Source organism: Leuconostoc sp. DB-1, from assembly GCF_013414845.1.
Classification (GTDB): domain Bacteria; phylum Bacillota; class Bacilli; order Lactobacillales; family Lactobacillaceae; genus Leuconostoc; species Leuconostoc mesenteroides.
Genome location: NZ_JABFNJ010000001.1, coordinates 1,457,996 through 1,478,002, shown reverse-complemented (window position 1 = coordinate 1,478,002; position 20,007 = coordinate 1,457,996). Strand labels below are relative to the sequence as shown.

The 20,007-nt window shown below is 37.2% G+C and carries 14 protein-coding genes; 11 read left to right on the top strand and 3 right to left on the bottom strand.

Annotated elements, in window-relative coordinates:
• The first annotated feature begins 260 nt into the window (after positions 1–260).
• Positions 261–4,661 carry a glycoside hydrolase family 70 protein gene (locus HFP47_RS07260; RefSeq protein WP_179876282.1) on the top strand — a complete coding sequence of 1,467 codons (4,401 nt, stop codon included), beginning with the start codon at positions 261–263 and terminating at the stop codon, positions 4,659–4,661.
• Positions 4,662–4,715: 54 nt separating this feature from the next.
• Here the strand turns inward: HFP47_RS07260 and HFP47_RS07255 are convergent, their stop codons facing one another.
• Positions 4,716–5,123, bottom strand: a complete 408-nt coding sequence (locus HFP47_RS07255; RefSeq protein WP_011680352.1) for an ImmA/IrrE family metallo-endopeptidase — start codon at positions 5,121–5,123, stop codon at positions 4,716–4,718.
• A 6-nt stretch (positions 5,124–5,129) separates the two neighbouring features.
• The gene (locus HFP47_RS07250; RefSeq protein WP_050884272.1) at positions 5,130–5,519 is read right to left on the bottom strand and encodes a helix-turn-helix domain-containing protein; all 390 of its coding nucleotides are present in this window, start codon (positions 5,517–5,519) and stop codon (positions 5,130–5,132) included.
• A 152-nt stretch (positions 5,520–5,671) separates the two neighbouring features.
• Between HFP47_RS07250 and HFP47_RS07245 the strand changes: the two genes are divergently transcribed.
• The 3 genes from HFP47_RS07245 (at position 5,672) to HFP47_RS07235 (ending at position 14,671) form a co-directional block, all read left to right on the top strand.
• Positions 5,672–5,884: a helix-turn-helix transcriptional regulator gene (locus HFP47_RS07245; protein ID WP_011680350.1), complete on the top strand. Its 213-nt coding sequence runs from the start codon at positions 5,672–5,674 to the stop codon at positions 5,882–5,884.
• Positions 5,885–5,968: 84 nt separating this feature from the next.
• Positions 5,969–9,667: a KxYKxGKxW signal peptide domain-containing protein gene (locus tag HFP47_RS07240; protein ID WP_179876281.1), complete on the top strand. Its 3,699-nt coding sequence runs from the start codon at positions 5,969–5,971 to the stop codon at positions 9,665–9,667.
• A 420-nt stretch (positions 9,668–10,087) separates the two neighbouring features.
• Positions 10,088–14,671, top strand: coding sequence for a glycoside hydrolase family 70 protein (locus tag HFP47_RS07235; RefSeq protein ID WP_179876280.1), 4,584 nt, complete (start codon positions 10,088–10,090; stop codon positions 14,669–14,671).
• A gap of 56 nt (positions 14,672–14,727) precedes the next feature.
• Here the strand turns inward: HFP47_RS07235 and HFP47_RS07230 are convergent, their stop codons facing one another.
• Positions 14,728–15,147: an Rrf2 family transcriptional regulator gene (locus HFP47_RS07230; RefSeq protein WP_011680347.1), complete on the bottom strand. Its 420-nt coding sequence runs from the start codon at positions 15,145–15,147 to the stop codon at positions 14,728–14,730.
• A gap of 138 nt (positions 15,148–15,285) precedes the next feature.
• Between HFP47_RS07230 and HFP47_RS07225 the strand changes: the two genes are divergently transcribed.
• The 7 genes from HFP47_RS07225 (at position 15,286) to yhbY (ending at position 20,003) form a co-directional block, all read left to right on the top strand.
• Positions 15,286–15,891 (top strand): nitroreductase family protein, encoded by a 606-nt coding sequence (locus HFP47_RS07225; protein ID WP_011680346.1) that lies wholly within the window; start codon positions 15,286–15,288, stop codon positions 15,889–15,891.
• Between the two features lie 24 nt (positions 15,892–15,915).
• On the top strand, positions 15,916–16,566 hold the full coding sequence (locus HFP47_RS07220) for an NAD(P)-dependent oxidoreductase (protein ID WP_010283757.1): 651 nt from the start codon (positions 15,916–15,918) through the stop codon (positions 16,564–16,566).
• A 106-nt stretch (positions 16,567–16,672) separates the two neighbouring features.
• Complete coding sequence (locus HFP47_RS07215) at positions 16,673–17,176, top strand: DUF1440 domain-containing protein (protein ID WP_025268456.1); 504 nt, start codon at positions 16,673–16,675, stop codon at positions 17,174–17,176.
• Positions 17,177–17,282: 106 nt separating this feature from the next.
• The gene (locus HFP47_RS07210; RefSeq protein WP_179876279.1) at positions 17,283–17,951 is read left to right on the top strand and encodes a peptidoglycan-binding protein; all 669 of its coding nucleotides are present in this window, start codon (positions 17,283–17,285) and stop codon (positions 17,949–17,951) included.
• 75 nt (positions 17,952–18,026) lie between these two features.
• Positions 18,027–18,563, top strand: coding sequence for a YqeG family HAD IIIA-type phosphatase (locus HFP47_RS07205; protein WP_011680344.1), 537 nt, complete (start codon positions 18,027–18,029; stop codon positions 18,561–18,563).
• A complete protein-coding gene (gene yqeH / locus HFP47_RS07200; protein WP_011680343.1) occupies positions 18,553–19,692 on the top strand; it encodes a ribosome biogenesis GTPase YqeH in 1,140 nt (379 codons plus the stop codon). The genes HFP47_RS07205 and yqeH overlap by 11 nt, the downstream gene beginning before the upstream one ends.
• Complete coding sequence (yhbY, locus tag HFP47_RS07195; protein WP_002815764.1) at positions 19,692–20,003, top strand: ribosome assembly RNA-binding protein YhbY; 312 nt, start codon at positions 19,692–19,694, stop codon at positions 20,001–20,003. Before yqeH ends, yhbY begins: the two co-directional genes overlap by 1 nt.
• The last annotated feature ends 4 nt before the right edge of the window (positions 20,004–20,007 follow it).

Sequence of the window (20,007 nt, the reverse complement as noted above, 5' to 3'; positions counted from 1 at the left end):
TTTAAAAGCAGTGACTTATTATATATTAAAATAACCTTAATATTTTCTAATTATTCAATTCTGCATAATTTATTTTAAATATTTGTTTCATTATATATTAAAATAGTTAGTTTTAATGATTAACGTTTGTAAAAAACATTTGTTGACAAAACATTCTTAGTCATAAATGTTTAGGATCTCACAAGCACAAATAACCGTTTTGATTAGAGAATATAGTAGTTATTTGTACCAAAAAGGGAAAGAATGAAGGGAAGAAGTAAATGAGAAATAGAAATGCAACAAGCGTTTTCCGGAAAAAGATGTATAAATCTGGGAAAATGTTAGTCATTGCAGGGAGTGTTTCAATAATTGGTGTTACCAGTTTTATTCAACAAGCACAAGCTGATGTTTCACAAAACAATGGGGTAGTAGTGGCCACGGCAGTCGATCAATCGAATTTGGATGCGACTACGTCTGACAAATCAATCACAACAGATGATAAGGCTACAACAACAGCAGATACATCAACAGATGATAAAGCTACAACAACAGCAGATACATCAACAGATGATAAAGCTGCAACAACAGCAGATACATCAACAGATGATAAAGCTGCAACAACAGCAGATACATCAACGGATGATAAAACAGCAACAACAGCAGATACATCAACGGATGATAAAGCTGCAACAACAGCAGATACATCAACGGATGATAAAACAGCAACAACAGTCGGCACATCTGATAATAACAATTCAACTACAGCGAGCGATAAAGATGTCAGTTCATCGGCACAAAAAAGTCAAACGATTGATAACAATTCGAAGACGGCCGATACTACTGCAGCATTAGAAGCTAGTTCAAAGAATCTGAAAACGATTGATGGCAAAACATATTATTACGACGATGATGATCAAGTAAAAAAGAACTTTGCTACCGTAATTGATGGTAAGGTACTTTATTTTGATAAAGAGACTGGCGCATTAGCTGATACAAATGACTATCAATTTTTAGAAGGATTGACTAGTGAAAATAATACTTATACGGAGCATAATGCCTCAGTTAGTACAACTTCTGATAGTTATACAAACGTTGACGGGTACCTAACAGCCGACAGTTGGTACAGGCCTAAGGACATATTAGTCAACGGTCAAAACTGGGAATCATCAAAGGATGACGATTTACGACCATTGTTAATGACTTGGTGGCCAGATAAGGCAACACAAGTAAACTATTTGAATGCTATGAAGTATTTAGATGCCACTGAAACGGAAACTGTTTATACTTCAGATGACAGTCAAGACGCTTTGAACAAAGCAGCACAGAACATTCAAGTGAAAATTGAAGAAAAAATTAGTCAAGAAGGCCAAACACAATGGCTAAAGGATGATATTTCAAAATTTGTTGATAGCCAATCAAATTGGAACATTGCTAGTGAATCAAAAGGAACTGATCATTTGCAAGGTGGTGCATTGTTGTATGTCAATAGTGATAAAACACCAGATGCCAATTCTGATTATCGATTACTTAATCGCACACCAACAAATCAAACAGGCACGCCTTTGTATACGACAGATCCAACTCAAGGTGGTTATGACTTCCTCTTGGCCAATGATGTGGATAATTCAAACCCAGTTGTTCAAGCAGAACAACTAAATTGGATGTATTACTTGTTAAACTTTGGATCAATTACTAATAACGATGCAGATGCTAACTTTGATAGTATTCGAGTAGATGCTGTTGATAACGTTGATGCCGACTTATTGCAAATTGCAGCTGATTATTTCAAGGCAGCATATGGCGTCGATAAGAGTGATGCAATTTCGAATCAACATGTTTCCATTCTTGAAGACTGGAGTGACAATGATGCTGAATATGTGAAAGACAATGGCGACAATCAATTGTCAATGGATAATAAATTACGTTTGTCATTAAAATACTCACTCACTATGCCAGCAGTCGATCAATATGGTAATAAAAGAAGTGGATTAGAACCATTTTTGACAAATAGTTTGGTTGATCGTACAAATGATTCGACAGATAATACCGCACAACCAAATTATTCTTTTGTTCGTGCACATGATAGTGAAGTACAAACAGTTATTGCTGAAATTATTAAACAAAGAATTGATCCGGATTCTGATGGCTTATCACCAACGATGGACCAATTAACAGAAGCATTTAAAATTTATAATGCTGATCAATTGAAAACAGATAAAGAATTCACACAATATAACATTCCAAGTACTTATGCCACAATACTAACGAACAAAGATACAGTGCCACGTGTGTACTATGGTGATATGTATACAGATGATGGTCAATACATGGCAACAAAGTCACTTTATTACGATGCAATTGATACTTTGCTGAAGTCTCGTATCAAGTATGTTTCTGGCGGGCAAACAATGTCTATGAAATATATGCAAGGTGATAGTAGTATGGCTGCTGACAGTTATAGAGGCATTTTGACATCAGTTCGTTATGGTAATGGTGCCATGACTGCTACCGATGCAGGGACAAATGAAACACGTACGCAAGGTATTGCAGTAATTGAAAGTAATAACCCAGATTTGAAGTTGAGCAGTACAGATCAAGTAGTTGTAGATATGGGCATAGCGCACAAAAACCAGGCTTATCGTCCTGCTTTGTTAACAACTAAAGATGGCATAGATACTTATGTATCTGATAGTGATGTCTCACAAAGCTTAATAAGATATACAAATAGTAATGGGCAACTTATTTTCAATAGTTCAGATATTGTTGGTACAGCAAATCCACAAGTTTCTGGATACTTGGCGGTCTGGGTACCCGTTGGTGCTTCAGATACTCAAGATGCGCGAACTGAAAGTAGTACAGCAACAACTACTGATGGACAAACATTGCATTCAAATGCCGCACTTGATTCTCAAGTTATTTATGAAAGTTTCTCTAACTTCCAATCTACACCAACCACAGAAGCTGAATATGCTAATGTGCAAATTGCAAACAATACTGATTTATACAATAGTTGGGGAATTACGAACTTCGAGTTTCCACCACAATATCGTTCAAGTACGGATAGTAGTTTCTTAGATTCAATTATTCAAAATGGTTATGCATTTACTGATCGTTATGATCTTGGATTCAATACACCAACGAAGTATGGTACTGTAGATCAACTCCGTACAGCTATTAAAGCTTTGCATGCGACAGGTATCAAGGCAATGGCAGATTGGGTACCAGACCAGATTTATAATTTGACAGGTAAAGAAGTGGTTGCGGTACAACGTGTCAACAACTCAGGAATCTATAATCAAGATTCTGTAATTAATAAAACATTGTATGCTTCACAAACCGTTGGTGGCGGAGAATATCAGGCACTATATGGTGGAGAGTTCCTTGATGAAATCAAGAAATTGTACCCTTCTCTATTCGAAAAAAATCAAATTTCAACCGGCGTACCAATGGATGCTAGTGAAAAGATAAAAGAATGGTCCGCTAAGTACTTTAACGGTACTAACATTCAAGGTCGTGGTGCTTACTATGTCCTTAAGGACTGGGCTACAAATGAGTACTTCAAGGTAAGCACTTCAAGCAACAGCAGTGTATTTTTGCCAAAGCAGTTGACGAATGAAGAATCAAACACTGGATTTATTTCAACTGATGGTGGGATGACATATTATTCTACAAGTGGATACCAGGCAAAAGATACATTCATCCAAGATGACAAATCTAATTGGTATTACTTTGACAAGAATGGTTATATGACATATGGTTTCCAGACAGTCAATGATAATAATTATTACTTCTTGCCTAATGGTATTGAATTACAAGATGCTATCTTAGAAGATAGTAAAGGAAATGTTTATTATTTCAATCAATATGGCAAACAAGCTGTTGATGGATACTACATGTTGGCTAATAAAACTTGGCGTTACTTTGACAAAAATGGTGTTATGGCTAATGCTGGCTTAACAACCGTGACTGTTGATGGGCAGGAGCATATCCAATACTTTGATAAGAACGGTATTCAGGTCAAAGGGACTTCCGTGAAAGATACAGACGGAAAGCTACGCTACTTTGACACTGATTCTGGTGATATGGTGACGAACCGCTTTGGTGAAAACACAGATGGTACATGGTCATACTTTGGTGCTGACGGTATCGCTGTAACTGGTGCACAGACAATTAGTGGGCAAAAATTGTTCTTTGATGCTGACGGACAACAGATTAAAGGTAAGGAAGCGACTGATAAAAAGGGCAAAGTGCGTTATTATGATGCTAATTCTGGTGAAATGATCACTAATCGTTTTGAAAAGTTATCAGATGGATCATGGGCGTACTTTAATAAAAAAGGTAACATCGTAACCGGCGCACAAGTCATTAATGGTCAACATTTGTTCTTTGAAAGCAACGGTAACCAAGTTAAGGGTCGTGAATACACGGCTACTGATGGGAAGATGCGCTACTACGATGCAGATTCTGGTGATATGGTGACGAATCGCTTTGAACGAATATCAGACGGATCATGGGCATATTTTGGTGCTAATGGTGTTGCTGTAACTGGGGAACAAAATATAAATGGACAACAACTGTATTTTGATGCCAATGGTCATCAAGTTAAGGGAGCCGCAGTAACACAAGCTGACGGTAGCCAAAAATATTATGACGCAAATTCTGGAGAGCTGATTAAAAGCTAACCGAATTTAGCTAATAACACAAAAAAGTGTCATCAATTAATTGGTGGCACTTTTTTATGCTAATATTTTTTCAACAAGATGCGTTATTTGACCAAGACCAAACGCTTCAATAAAGTGAAACCGCCGTTCCCAACGTTCTTGTTTTAAGGGGATTTCTGAGAAATAAAAATCTACTAAAATTTGGATAGCATGTAAATTAGCTTCCGTTTCATCTGATAATTTTGAAAGAGGAGAAAACGCGTAAGTATCGTTGCTTCTTGTATAAATTAAATGAGATATTTCATGCGCAATTCGAAAATAGCGACTGAAATTTGTTTTGTAATTATTGTTGATGATGATAGCTCTTTTACGACCATTGGCCACATCTGGGTCAAGTTCTGTGCCATCAATATGTATTAATGTCAAACCATTTTTTTGCACGATTTGTTCAAGATAGTTTGAAATTCTGTCATCTATGTACACTGAAAATTAATCCTCTTTTGTTTTTTCATCGACATCTGGCAAGGTGCGGAGTATGGACAAAATTGCTTCGCGATATTCTGGGGATAAAGGTTTTCCTTCAAAAGACAAGAGCAAATCATCATCGGCAAATTGTTTGCCAAGATCTACACTATTGGGGTGTTTAGGTGCAGTATGGGAAGTAATTCCGGCAATATGTAATATTTCATCTTTTGATATTCTCAGTCCTTTAGCAATGCGATAAAGTGTTTCGACTTTAGGAATATTTTTATTGCCATTTTCAATCTGAGATAAATAGGCGGATGAAAAATTACCTTGTAGGGCAGCTTGACGAACAGTATAATGCTTTTTTTCTCTAATATGTTTAATTTTTTGGCCGAACTGTTCTTTTGTTACCATATATGCAAGCCCTCCTGTTAGTTGTTTACTTTTATTATATACAAATGAAAAACAAACATAAACACAATAAGTTGCAAAACAGAATATAAAACGTTTGACAATGTGATACAACGCCTATATAATGACACTATGATAAAGAATGGGGAAGATAAATGTCACTAACACTACAATTTCGAGATGCTACTTCAGTCAGAAAGGAAATCGCAATACGTGGGGAAAGTATTGCGATTTTTTCCAAAAGAATAGGGGTCAATTATTCATTGATGACAGAATATTTAAATAATAAGAAGCATCCATCACCACCAACGGCTAAAAAAATTGCTAAAGGACTTGATAAAGAAATCAAGGATATTTTTTTCATTTAAATGTTTGCTAAAGTTATACAATTATTGTTTAACGTTTATCAAAATGATATAATGAACACTTACAATAATTACTCGGGGGAGCATATGGAAAATAGAAAAGATCAATATAAATTATATAAGTCAGGGAAATTATGGATAACTGCAACGGTTGCTGTGGTGTTGTTTAACGCATCTGTAACAGTTGTCAGTGCTGATGATGGAAAGACTACAGAGCAAAGCAGTTTAGTTCAAAATGATAAAGATGTCGCTCTCGTATCAGAGAATCCATCGGACAATCAGACATCTATGGCGGTAGATGATACGGAAATTGTCAGTGCTGTTGAATCGGCTGAAAGTGTGGGGGTTGTTGTTAAACAGGAACCCACCCGAAGTAATATAGTGAGTGATTCTGAGAATACGGAGGATATTGCTAAGGTTAAAAACGATATTGCAAGTGACTATGAACAACAAATTGCTGAACTACAGAATGCTGAAAAGACGCAACAGCAAAATAATCAACAATTTAATCAACATACTGAAGAATACGAATCAGCTTTACATAAGGGGAAACAGCAAAATAAGGATGGCAAAACACAGATTGCAACATCAGCTGCTAAACAAGCATTGGATTTTGATACTTCAAAACCGGCGGATGAGAGTAGTCCAACGTCGAATATAGAACCCAGCAAAATCTGCACGGGTATTGGTTCACATTCAAATCTCAGCGATAGTACGAAAGTATGGGAATATGTAGGGCCACAGGTATTGAATGCTACAATCGAAAAAACGTGGTCACGTTCAGGAAGTATCGAGGATGCTGATGGCAATAAGCGAAGTGTCGATTTTCACGAAATTTTCCATGATTTTCAATTACAAAATGGCAATTGGAATGACACTAACAACTATAAGGAGTCTGGCATTCCGCATTTAGCTATCAGTAGTAATGCCGTTGATAACATATGGGCAACGAATCTAAATTGGCAAACAACTTTCTGGTTTACCTATAGTGATAGTCATGAAGTTGTACCGATTTCTAAGGTTCCTGGTTCAAATGAGGAACCTAAAGTATATTTCTTGTCTGGATCCTTAAGTTCGACAAATTTTGCTGGTCCAGAGTGGGATAACTGGAACGGTAATCGCAAAGAGTATGTTCAAACGAATGACGCCAAAACAGCTATTATTAATGAGCAATCAACAATTGGCTTAGATTATATCAGCGCTGATGGCATTGCAGACAATGCCCCTAATGGACTTGCCTATGTAAACACAAGTGCTGATTTCCAATCCCCAAATTGGGATGAGGATACTAACCCACAACATTATGCTATTGAAGAAGGTGTATCTTTTACAGATTTTACAACGGATAAACCAACATTGTATATTGGTGCAGTTCCGATGAATAAAAATGCGCGTTGGTGGCATGAGAATCATAATATGAATTCTGATGAACTAGCATTTTTGAAAAAGCCGGAAAAGATTGATCCAGTTACGGTTACTTATCATTTAAATACTATAACGTACGAAAAAAACAATAATATTCAACCATTAGTAGCAGAAATTACTGATTCAGATCCCGAAGTTCATCAGGAAAATGAAGTATCAAATGATACAAGAACACCTGAAAATAATCAGAAGGGTTATGGTGCAGCAACTAGCCCAGCTTTGACAGAATCAAGCGTGAAAAATCAATCTGAAGTCACAGTCCACTATGTTCTTAAGAGGATAAATGGCAAAGAATTACAGTCGACGCAAACTATTAAGGGAACTAGTGGTCAATCTTATTACGATGAAGTAGGTAATTTCATTAGCAATAATTCAGACGAAGATGTAACCACATATGAGATTCCAGAAACATTTAATCAAGAAGTGGCAGGCATTACCAATTCTAATGATGGATTACTACATTATACTTATACAGCAGATGGTAATGGCGGTGTATTTACTGAGCAAAAAAATATTTCTAATCCAAAACAGAATGTTTGGGTGATTTATACTTATTCTGTTGATGGCAAGAACGGTCAAGACGGAAAAGATGGCGTAAACGGCATCGATGGTCAGAACGGTGTCGATGGCAAAAACGGCGTAAACGGTATAGACGGTCAGAACGGTGTTGATGGAAAAGACGGCGTAAACGGTATAGATGGTCAGAACGGTGTCGACGGAAAAAATGGCGTAAACGGCAAAGATGGTCAAAATGGTGTCGATGGCAAAGATGGCGTAAACGGTATAGACGGTCAGAACGGTGTAAACGGCAAAGATGGTCAAAATGGTGTCGATGGCAAAAATGGTGTAAACGGCATTGATGGTCAGAACGGTATAGACGGTCAGAACGGTGTAAACGGCAAAGATGGCGTAAACGGCAAAGATGGTCAAAATGGTGTCGATGGCAAAGATGGCGTAAACGGTATAGATGGTCAGAACGGTGTCGATGGCAAAGATGGCGTAAACGGCATCGATGGTCAGAACGGTGTTGATGGCAAAAATGGCGTAAACGGTATAGACGGTCAGAATGGTGTCGATGGCAAAGATGGCGTAAACGGCATTGATGGTCAGAACGGTGTCGACGGAAAAGATGGCGTAAACGGTATAGACGGTCAGAATGGTGTCGATGGAAAAGACGGCATAAACGGTCTTGATGGTAAAGATGGCGTGAACGGTATCGATGGTAAAGATGGCGTGAACGGTATCGATGGTAAAGATGGCGTGAACGGTATCAATGGTAAAGATGGCATAAACGGTATAGACGGTCAGAATGGTGTCAATGGCAAAGATGGCGTAAACGGCATTGATGGTCAGAACGGTGTCGACGGCAAAGATGGCGTAAACGGCAAAGATGGTCAAAATGGTGTCGACGGAAAAGATGGCATAAACGGTATAGACGGTCAGAACGGTGTCGATGGCAAAGATGGCATAAACGGTATAGACGGTCAGAACGGTGTCGATGGCAAAGATGGCGTAAACGGCATTGATGGTCAGAATGGTGTCGATGGCAAAAATGGCATAAACGGTATAGACGGTCAGAACGGTGTTGACGGAAAAGATGGCATAAACGGTATAGACGGTCAGAACGGTGTTGACGGAAAAGATGGCGTAAACGGTATTGATGGTCAGAACGGTGTCGATGGCAAAGATGGCGTAAACGGCATCAATGGTCAAAATGGTGTCGACGGAAAAGATGGCGTGAATGGTATCGATGGCAAGAACAGTTTAAATAATCAAGAGGCCTCAAATAGTATTGAGGACAAAGATGTTGCAGACAGCATTGATACTAAAAAAGGGCGAGACAATACGGAGAACTTTAAAAGTAATACCTTAAGTACATCCAAAACAAGCGGTGATGCCATAGAGGAAATGATAGTCAAAGAAGAGTGCTCACCTACTGAAAACAACAATCAAGTTCAAGAAAAGCAAGTTTCAGCTAACGATGCAGATAACGTACCTAATCAAGGGTTAGAGAGTTATTATCAAGCCGATCACAATTCTGATCAAAGCACTTTTTCAGCCGATCAATTAAAGAAAAATGATTTAGCTGCTATCATTGGGGAGACAAGTAGTTACCACAAAAGTGAGCAAAACCAGAATGAAGGAAAGACATTGCATACGGATAATTTAGAATCAAAAGATAACGCCAATGATGTAGTTTCTCAAAAAGATATTGAAAAACAGAAAATAAATCAATCCAAAAATAATGGGTTACAGCTCCCTAAAACAAATGGACACCGATATTTTGCATCGGCATTGGAAGCCGTTTTACTAGCGATGTTGCTTATAATTTCTAAAGTATACAAAAAGATTAGAATATGATGTAATAAATAACAATGATATTTATTTTTAATTACTTTATATTTATTATTACCAACACGATTTATTTATAAAAATACTAATTTCATTATTTCGTATATTTATTACGAGACATACTAGTCTTGTTAAATACCTCTTTTATATATTATGTGATTTTATTTTATTTTTTTATTATTTTATAATCAATAAAATTAATGACTAATTAATAATAATTAACATTGTTAACTTATCACTAGATAAGTTAACAATGTTTTTTTATAAAAAATTAATGTTTATAATATTAATATAATTCTCTGATTGACTGTTTTTACAATGTTTTTTAAAAATATGTCGATTGTGTATTGAAATTTTTACTGTTTTTACAAATAAATTAAGTTATAATTTTTCAATGTAATAGAAGAGAATATTATAAGGAGAAAATTTATGCCATTTACAGAAAAAGTAATGCGGAAAAAGCTTTATAAAGTTGGGAAAAGTTGGGTAGTTGGTGGGGTTTGTGCTTTTGCATTAACCGCCTCATTTGCTTTAGCAACACCAAGTGTTTTGGGAGACAGTAGTGTACCTGATGTGAGTGCGAATAACGTTCAATCTGCTTCAGATAATACAACGGATACGCAGCAGAACACTACGGTTACCGAAGAAAATGATAAAGTACAGTCTGCAGTTACTAATGATAATGTAACAACAGCTGCAAGCGACACAACGCAATCTGCTGATAATAATGTGACAGAAAAACAGTCAGATGATCATGCACTTGATAATGAAAAAGTCGATAACAAACAAGATGAAGTCGCTCAAACCAATGTTACTAGCAAAGATGAGGAATCAGCAGTTGCTTCAACTGACACTGATCCTGCTGAAACGACAACTGACGAAACACAACAAGTTAGCGGCAAGTACGTTGAAAAAGACGGTAGTTGGTATTATTATTTTGATGATGGCAAAAATGCTAAAGGTTTATCAACGATAGACAACAATATTCAATATTTTGACGAGAGTGGTAAACAAGTCAAAGGACAGTATGTCACAATTGATAATCAAACATATTATTTTGATAAGGACTCAGGTGATGAGTTAACTGGTCTGCAAAGCATTGATGGGAACATAGTTGCTTTTAACGATGAAGGGCAACAAATTTTTAATCAATATTACCAATCTGAAAATGGTACAACATACTACTTTGATGATAAAGGACACGCTGCTACCGGTATTAAGAATATCGAGGGCAAAAATTATTATTTTGATAATCTTGGGCAACTAAAAAAAGGCTTCTCTGGTGTGATTGATGGTCAAATAATGACATTTGATCAGGAAACAGGGCAAGAAGTTTCTAACACAACTTCTGAAATAAAAGAAGGTTTGACGACACAAAACACGGATTATAGCGAACATAATGCAGCCCACGGTACGGATGCTGAGGACTTTGAAAATATTGACGGCTATTTAACAGCTAGTTCATGGTATCGTCCAACAGATATTTTACGTAACGGAACAGACTGGGAACCTTCTACAGATACAGATTTCAGACCAATATTGTCAGTGTGGTGGCCAGATAAGAACACCCAGGTCAATTATTTAAATTACATGGCTGATTTAGGGTTTATCAGTAATGCGGACAGTTTTGAAACTGGGGATAGCCAAAGCTTATTAAATGAAGCAAGTAACTATGTTCAAAAATCAATTGAAATGAAAATTAGTGCGCAACAAAGTACAGAGTGGTTAAAGGATGCGATGGCGGCTTTCATTGTCACGCAACCACAGTGGAATGAGACTAGTGAAGATATGAGCAATGACCATTTACAAAATGGCGCATTAACTTATGTCAACAGTCCACTGACACCTGACGCTAATTCAAACTTTAGACTACTTAATCGGACACCAACAAATCAGACTGGTGAACAAGCGTATAATTTAGATAATTCAAAAGGTGGTTTTGAATTATTGTTAGCTAATGACGTTGATAATTCAAACCCTGTAGTACAAGCTGAACAATTAAATTGGTTATATTATTTAATGAATTTTGGTACGATTACGGCCAACGACGCGGATGCTAATTTTGATGGTATTCGTGTAGATGCAGTCGACAATGTGGATGCTGATTTGTTACAAATTGCTGCCGATTATTTCAAACTAGCTTACGGTGTTGATCAAAATGATGCTACTGCTAATCAGCATCTTTCAATTTTGGAAGATTGGAGTCACAATGATCCTTTGTATGTAACAGATCAAGGAAGCAATCAATTAACCATGGATGATTATGTGCACACACAATTAATCTGGTCTCTAACAAAATCATCTGACATACGAGGTACAATGCAGCGCTTCGTGGATTATTATATGGTTGATCGATCTAATGATAGTACAGAAAACGAAGCCATTCCTAATTACAGCTTTGTACGCGCACACGACAGCGAAGTGCAAACGGTTATTGCCCAAATTGTTTCCGATTTGTATCCTGATGTTGAAAATAGTTTAGCACCAACAACAGAACAATTGGCAGCTGCTTTCAAAGTATACAATGAAGATGAAAAATTAGCAGACAAAAAGTACACACAATATAATATGGCTAGTGCTTATGCGATGTTGCTAACCAACAAGGATACTGTTCCTCGTGTCTATTATGGCGATTTATATACAGATGATGGTCAATATATGGCAACAAAGTCACCATACTATGATGCGATTAACACTTTGCTGAAGGCTAGAGTCCAATATGTTGCTGGTGGCCAATCGATGTCCGTTGATAGTAATGACGTGTTAACAAGTGTTCGCTATGGTAAAGATGCCATGACGGCTTCTGACACTGGAACATCTGAGACGCGTACTGAAGGTATTGGAGTCATCGTCAGCAATAACGCGGAGCTACAATTAGAGGATGGGCATACTGTCACATTGCATATGGGGGCAGCTCATAAGAACCAAGCTTATCGTGCTTTGTTATCAACAACTGCAGATGGATTAGCTTATTATGATACTGATGAAAATGCACCTGTGGCGTACACAGATGCTAACGGCGATTTGATTTTTACGAATGAATCAATTTATGGTGTACAAAATCCACAAGTTTCTGGTTACTTGGCAGTTTGGGTTCCGGTAGGTGCGCAACAAGATCAAGATGCACGAACGGCCTCTGATACAACAACAAACACGAGTGATAAAGTGTTCCATTCAAACGCTGCTCTTGATTCTCAAGTCATCTACGAAGGTTTCTCAAACTTCCAAGCATTTGCTACAGACAGCAGTGAATATACAAACGTAGTCATCGCTCAGAATGCGGACCAATTTAAGCAATGGGGTGTGACAAGCTTCCAATTGGCACCACAATATCGTTCAAGTACAGATACAAGTTTCTTGGATTCAATTATTCAAAACGGGTATGCATTCACGGATCGTTATGACTTAGGTTATGGCACACCGACAAAATATGGAACTGCTGATCAGTTGCGCGATGCTATTAAAGCCTTACATGCTAGCGGTATTCAAGCCATTGCCGATTGGGTGCCGGACCAAATTTATAATTTGCCAGAGCAAGAATTAGCTACTGTCACAAGAACAAATTCATTTGGAGATGACGATACAGATTCTGATATTGACAATGCCTTATATGTTGTACAAAGTCGTGGGGGTGGTCAATATCAAGAGATGTATGGTGGTGCCTTCTTAGAAGAGTTACAGGCACTCTATCCATCCCTATTTAAAGTGAATCAAATCTCAACTGGCGTTCCAATTGATGGCAGTGTAAAGATTACTGAGTGGGCGGCTAAGTACTTCAATGGCTCTAACATCCAAGGTAAAGGTGCTGGATACGTATTGAAAGATATGGGTTCTAATAAGTACTTTAAGGTCGTTTCGAACACTGAGGATGGTGACTACTTACCAAAACAGTTAACTAATGATCTGTCAGAAACTGGCTTTACACACGATGATAAAGGAATCATCTATTATACATTAAGTGGTTATCGTGCCCAAAATGCATTTATTCAAGATGATGATAATAACTATTACTATTTTGATAAAACAGGTCATTTAGTAACAGGTTTGCAAAAGATTAATAACCATACCTACTTCTTCTTACCTAATGGTATCGAACTGGTCAAGAGCTTCTTACAAAACGAAGATGGTACAATTGTTTATTTCGATAAGAAAGGTCATCAAGTTTTTGACCAATATATAACTGATCAAAATGGAAATGCGTATTACTTTGATGATGCTGGTGTAATGCTTAAATCAGGGCTTGCAACGATTGATGGACATCAACAGTATTTTGATCAAAATGGTGTGCAGGTTAAGGATAAGTTTGTGATTGGCACTGATGGTTATAAGTATTACTTTGAACCAGGTAGTGGTAACTTAGCTATCCTACGTTATGTGCAAAACAGTAAGAATCAATGGTTCTATTTTGATGGTAATGGCCATGCTGTCACTGGTTTCCAAACAATTAATGGTAAAAAACAATATTTCTATAATGATGGTCATCAAAGTAAAGGTGAATTCATTGATGCAGACGGTGATACTTTCTATACGAGTGCCACTGATGGTCGCCTAGTAACTGGTGTTCAGAAGATTAATGGTATTACCCATGCTTTTGATAACACAGGAAATTTGATCACAAATCAGTATTATCAATTAGCAGATGGTAAATATATGTTGTTAGATGATAGTGGTCGTGCGAAAACAGGGTTTGTATTGCAAGATGGTGTACTAAGATACTTCGATCAAAACGGTGAGCAAGTGAAAGATGCTATCATTGTGGATCCAGATACTAACTTGAGTTATTATTTCAATGCAACACAAGGTGTCGCTGTAAAAAATGATTATTTCGAGTTTCAAGGTAATTGGTATTTAACAGATGCTAATTATCAACTTATCAAAGGTTTTAAAGCAGTTGACGACAGCTTACAACATTTTGATGAAGTCACTGGTGTACAAACAAAAGATAGTGCTTTAATAAGTGCTCAGGGTAAGGTTTACCAATTTGATAATAATGGAAATGCTGTGTCAGCATAAGCTTTCTGTATATATAGTGAAAAGCCAAAGGTCCTTTTGACCTTTGGCTTTTTGATTTAATTGTCTATTTGAATTTCCTTGATGATATCGGCTAATTTAATTTTATTCATTTCTTTTTCGGCAGCTTCTTGTACTTGATTATAGTATTTATCCAAAGTTGTCTGAATGTGACTACCAACATTACAATTTTGATTTGTTTTGGTGTCAATTTTGAGAAATGAGGTGTCTTCCTCCACAGCGCGATAAATATCTAATAAACTAATTGTGTCGGCTGGACGAGCTAATTTTGGATCTGCACGTCCATTACTAGATAATAAACAACCATCATTTTTGAGCTGTGACATAATCCGTCGAATAACCACGGGGTTAGAGTTAACACTCTTAGCAATTTGTGTGCTTGACAGGTCAGTGCCTTGATTAATGACGATATAAGTTAGAATATGTATAGCATCGCTTAACTTAGTAGAGTATTTCATGGTTATGTTCACTTTCTAGTATCTTTTCGATACTTTTTTCTTGACAAATTTTCATTATCCGTAGTATGATTTACCTGTAACAAATATTGTTACAGTCTATAATTAAAAGTATACTACAAAATGAAAGAGGTGTCACACATGGTTAATCAAGATTATATTGAAACAATTAAGAAAAGGCGATCGATTTATGCATTAGGCAAGAATGTAGCTGATAACAATGAGGACATTGCCCAATTAATTCAGTCAGCAATTAAAGAATCACCAAGCTCTTTTAACAACCAAACGGTCAGAGCTGCGATTTTATTTGGTGAATCATCTGATAAATTATGGGAAATAGTTGCCGAAAGATTAAAGTCAGAAGTTCCTGATGAAGAAAGTTACAAAGCAACTCGTCAAAAAGTTGATAGTTTCAAGGCGGGCGTTGGAACAATCCTGTTCTTCACGGATGATGATATTGTTCAGCAATATCAAGAACAGCTTTCTTTATATGCGGAAAACTTTCCAATTTGGGCTGATCAAGCAAATGGTATGGCCCAGATTAATGTTTGGCAAGCCTTGGCAGCAAATGACATTGGTGCCAGCCTGCAACACTATAATCCTTTGATAGATGACGACGTACATACAGCATTTGATATACCTGAATCATGGAACTTACGTGGTCAGATGCCATTTGGATCAATTGAAGCACCAGCAGGTACTAAAGAATACATGACGGATGATGCACGCTTTAAGATCTTTAAGTAATTAGTATTAAGAAAGAAGGCAAACATGGCAATTAAAATTGGTGTTATTGGCGCAACAGGTATGGCTGGCTCTGCAGTATATCAAGAAGCTTTCGATCAGGGATTTGATGTTACCGCGATTGTAAGATCTACTGTCAAAGCGCATAAAACACTTGGTCAGGACGCAAAAGTCTTGGAAAAAGATGCGTTTGCATTGACTAAAGAAGAATTGTTGCAGTTTGATGTAATTATTAATGCATTTGCTACAGCTCCTGCGCTGGCATATCGACATATTGATTTAGCAGCCTATCTTATTGGACTGTTCCGAGAAACAACTGTTCCACGTTTAATCTTTATTTTAGGTGCAGGCAGCTTGATGACTGGGGAAGACAACCATTTACTATTAGAGGATTTAAAAAAATTGCCAGATGCTGCTTCTTGGGTATCAATACCAGATAATCAGAAAAAGGAACTAGACTTTTTACGAAATATTGATAATGTCAATTGGACTGGTGTATCACCTGGTATTACTTTCCAAGCAGGCGAAGCAACCCAATATAAGTTAGGAACAGACTATCTGCTTTTTGGTGAAGATAACGAATCCGTTACAAATAGTGGTACGATGGCCAAAGCAATTGTGTCAGAAATTATTAAACCAAGTTCGGAAAAAAAGCGTTTCACAGTGGTTAATGCTTAATAGTTTGAACAAAAGAGCGACCTTCTTATGAGTGTTGCTCTTTTGTAATATAAAAATAACGTGTAGTATAAAAAGTGAAATATTTTAGTTGGTAAGGGAGAAATTTATGTTGAAATTTTTGTTGGCTGTCGTTGTAATTGGAACGATTGCAGGGGTTATTTCTGGAATGGTTAAAATCGGCTGGGAAGCGATTTTACCACCAAGAACACAAGAACGTGATGAAACTAATCCGCCACAGCGGTTGCTGCAACAAATGGGTATACCACGAAAATGGACGCACGCCTATTTTTATTATGCTACTGATCAAAAAGTGCACTATGTAGCGCTAATCATGCACTTTTCTTTTTCGATTGCCTTCGGTGTATTGTTAGTTTTGCTTGATCAATATTTCCCTATTGTTACGTTTGGACAAGGTAGCGTGTATGGTATTGTGATTTGGATCATTTTCCATATTATTATTTTACCAGCTACGAAAACCATTCCATCCGCTTTAAAACAACCGTTTTCAGAACATTTCTCTGAATTTTTGGGTCACATTGTATGGGGTTGGTCAATGTATTTAATAATGATTGCACTGATTGTGGTAACTAATTGGTTACCACATTACTAAATATTACACATTTAGTTAAACGCTTATCAAAGTTTTGTATATTAAGTATTTTTAGACCACGTTTTTATCACCATTTGTAATATTTACGTAATATTTTGGCGGCACAATGGATTACATGATGAAGAGAATAATAATAATAAGTGCCCTATTAACTGGTTTATCTTTAGTTGTTTTGGGAACGCAACTTGAAACAGAAAACCAGCCTGCTGAAGCCGCCAGTATGAATCAAACCGTGAATGTCAAAGCAGTTAGTTCTGCCATTTCATCATTTACGGATGTTAAGCTTACTAAAGTTGAAGCAATACCTAAAAGAGTAGTAACTTCTAGTGAGAAAAATGAAGTTAAAGCGAATTTACAACCAAGTGAAGCACAAGAAAAAGCTGCAGATATAGCGCAAGTAACCAGTGTATCTTCTGCAACAACGACTGCCGAAGTGTCAAAAACAGCTGCTACAGTGAATGAGACGCAACCAACACAGGTCGTTGCAGAAAGTAATCAGTCAACACAGAATACAACCGTAACAGAAACACCGGTTGCATCATCAGACATACAATGGTTAATCCAACATGAAAGTGGCGGAAACGTCAATGCTCAAAACGGTGCATACTATGGTATTGGTCAGCTGTCTGAAAATTACTACGCGCAATATGTTCCAGGAAAAGATTATCATGGTAATTATGCAGTCCAGTTAGAAGCAATGCAGAAGTATATCTCTGCTCGCTATGGAACTGTTGCTAATGCTATTGCTCATTGGCAAGTTAATAATTGGTATTAGTCAAACACGTAACACGATATACGTGTTTTTTTGTTATAATGGGAAAAGAATAAAATAAACGGACGATGGGACATAATGCGCTTAGAACACTTTACACCAACATATATGGTTGAACGAATTTACGATTTAACTGTTGAAGATTTGAAAGCGCGTGGTATTAAAACCGTACTCGCGGATTTAGATAATACATTGTTAGCGTGGAACAACCCAGATGGAACGCCTGAATTAAAGCAGTGGTTACAAGATTTACGGGATGGTGGTATTGAATTAATTGTGGTTTCTAATAATACTACGAAACGCGTCGAAAAAGCAGTTAAACCACTTGATGTCAAATTTGTTTCATGGTCGTTAAAACCATTGCCGCGAGGTATCTTGCATGTATTGCGCACGCATCATTTAAAGCGACAAGAAGTCATTATGGTGGGAGACCAACTGTTGACTGATGTCTGGGCAGCGCATAGTGCTGGCGTACGTAGTGTACTTGTACAACGCTTAATTGAGTCAGACATGTGGCAAACATGGTTAAATCGTCGGATTGAGAAATATGTCAAAAAAATTGTGTTTCAAGCACATCCACACTTAAAATGGGAGAAAACGTTACGTGACAACTGAAATTACTGATGAATATGTTCAAGAACAATTAAATGAAGGATTGCGCTGCATTGGCTGTGGCGCTTTGATGCAAGTCGAAGATAAAGACAAAATAGGTTACTTGCCAATGAGCGCCCTCAAAAAATCCATTAGCAGTGAAGAATTATTTTGTCAACGTTGTTTTCGTTTACGTCACTATAACGAAATTCAGCCAGTAGAACTTACTGATGATGATTTTGCCAACTTGCTTCATCAAATTTCAGATACCAAGGCATTGATTGTTTATGTTATTGATGTGTTTGATGTAACTGGTTCTGCAATTTCTGGATTACCTCGCTTTGTTGGAAAAGATAATCCAATTTTAGTAGTAGCTAACAAGGTTGATTTATTACCTAAGCTATTAAATAAGAATCGTTTGAAAAATTGGCTGCGCACTGAATTGAAGGCACAAGGTATTCAACCCGTCGACGTCTTCTTGACGTCTGCAACCCGTCCCAAAAATTTAGACGACTTATTGGATACCATCGATAATTTCCGTGACGGACGTGATGTCTTCGTCGTTGGGGTTACCAACGTTGGTAAATCAACATTAATCAATCAAATTATCAAGTCTCGCACAGGTATTCAAAATTTGATTACTACATCGAGATTTCCAGGGACCACACTTGATCGCATTGAAATTCCATTGGAAGATGGTCAGCAACTAATTGACACACCAGGAATTATTAAGCGCGATCAGATGGCTCATGTGCTAACCGATAAGGACTTAAAGTTTGCACTACCAAAAAATGAAATTAAGCCACGGACGTATCAATTAAATCCAGAACAAACAATTTTCATTGGCGGTCTGGCACGTTTTGATTTTATCAGTGGTGCGCGTAGTGCCATAACGGCTTATTTTGAAAATAACTTGAATTTGCACCGTACGAAGCTTATCGGTGCGGATGATTTTTATGAACAGCATGCAGGTGGGCTGCTAGTACCAGCACCAAGTCAGCTACAAAATCTAATCAAACACGAATTCAGCATTACTGAAGACAGTGACATTGTCTTTTCAGGTTTAGGTTGGATTAGCGTACCGGCTGGTATAAAAGTAGCTGGTTGGGCACCAAAGGGCGTCAGCGTCCTCATTCGAAAGGCAATGATTTAATGCAATTAACAGGAAAACAAAAACGTTATTTACGTTCACAAGCAAACACGTTATCGCCAATTTTTTCAGTTGGGAAAAATGGATTGACTCAGAATTGGGTTGATGAAATTGTTCTGGCACTGGCTAAAAGAGAGCTAGTCAAAATTAGTTTGCAGCAAAGTGCTGACGAAACAGCAAAAGAAGTTGCTGATTTTATTGAAGCACATTCAGATATTACGGTTGCACAGACAATTGGTCGTACGGTTGTTTTGTATTTACCAGCAAAAGAAGACAAATATAAGAAGATTTCATTAGATCTAGCAAAAATCTGAGGAG

Bases quoted from the DNA above. Each gene is read 5' to 3' on its own strand.
- HFP47_RS07225 (WP_011680346.1), top strand. From the start codon at position 15,286: ATGGTTAATCAAGATTATATTGAAACAATTAAGAAAAGGCGATCGATT.
- HFP47_RS07250 (WP_050884272.1), bottom strand. From the start codon at position 5,519: ATGGTAACAAAAGAACAGTTCGGCCAAAAAATTAAACATATTAGAGAA.
- yhbY (WP_002815764.1), top strand. From the start codon at position 19,692: ATGCAATTAACAGGAAAACAAAAACGTTATTTACGTTCACAAGCAAAC.
- HFP47_RS07245 (WP_011680350.1), top strand. From the start codon at position 5,672: ATGTCACTAACACTACAATTTCGAGATGCTACTTCAGTCAGAAAGGAA.
- HFP47_RS07220 (WP_010283757.1), top strand. From the start codon at position 15,916: ATGGCAATTAAAATTGGTGTTATTGGCGCAACAGGTATGGCTGGCTCT.
- HFP47_RS07260 (WP_179876282.1), top strand. From the start codon at position 261: ATGAGAAATAGAAATGCAACAAGCGTTTTCCGGAAAAAGATGTATAAA.
- HFP47_RS07230 (WP_011680347.1), bottom strand. From the start codon at position 15,147: ATGAAATACTCTACTAAGTTAAGCGATGCTATACATATTCTAACTTAT.
- HFP47_RS07205 (WP_011680344.1), top strand. From the start codon at position 18,027: ATGCGCTTAGAACACTTTACACCAACATATATGGTTGAACGAATTTAC.
- HFP47_RS07210 (WP_179876279.1), top strand. From the start codon at position 17,283: ATGGATTACATGATGAAGAGAATAATAATAATAAGTGCCCTATTAACT.
- HFP47_RS07240 (WP_179876281.1), top strand. From the start codon at position 5,969: ATGGAAAATAGAAAAGATCAATATAAATTATATAAGTCAGGGAAATTA.
- HFP47_RS07215 (WP_025268456.1), top strand. From the start codon at position 16,673: ATGTTGAAATTTTTGTTGGCTGTCGTTGTAATTGGAACGATTGCAGGG.
- HFP47_RS07235 (WP_179876280.1), top strand. From the start codon at position 10,088: ATGCCATTTACAGAAAAAGTAATGCGGAAAAAGCTTTATAAAGTTGGG.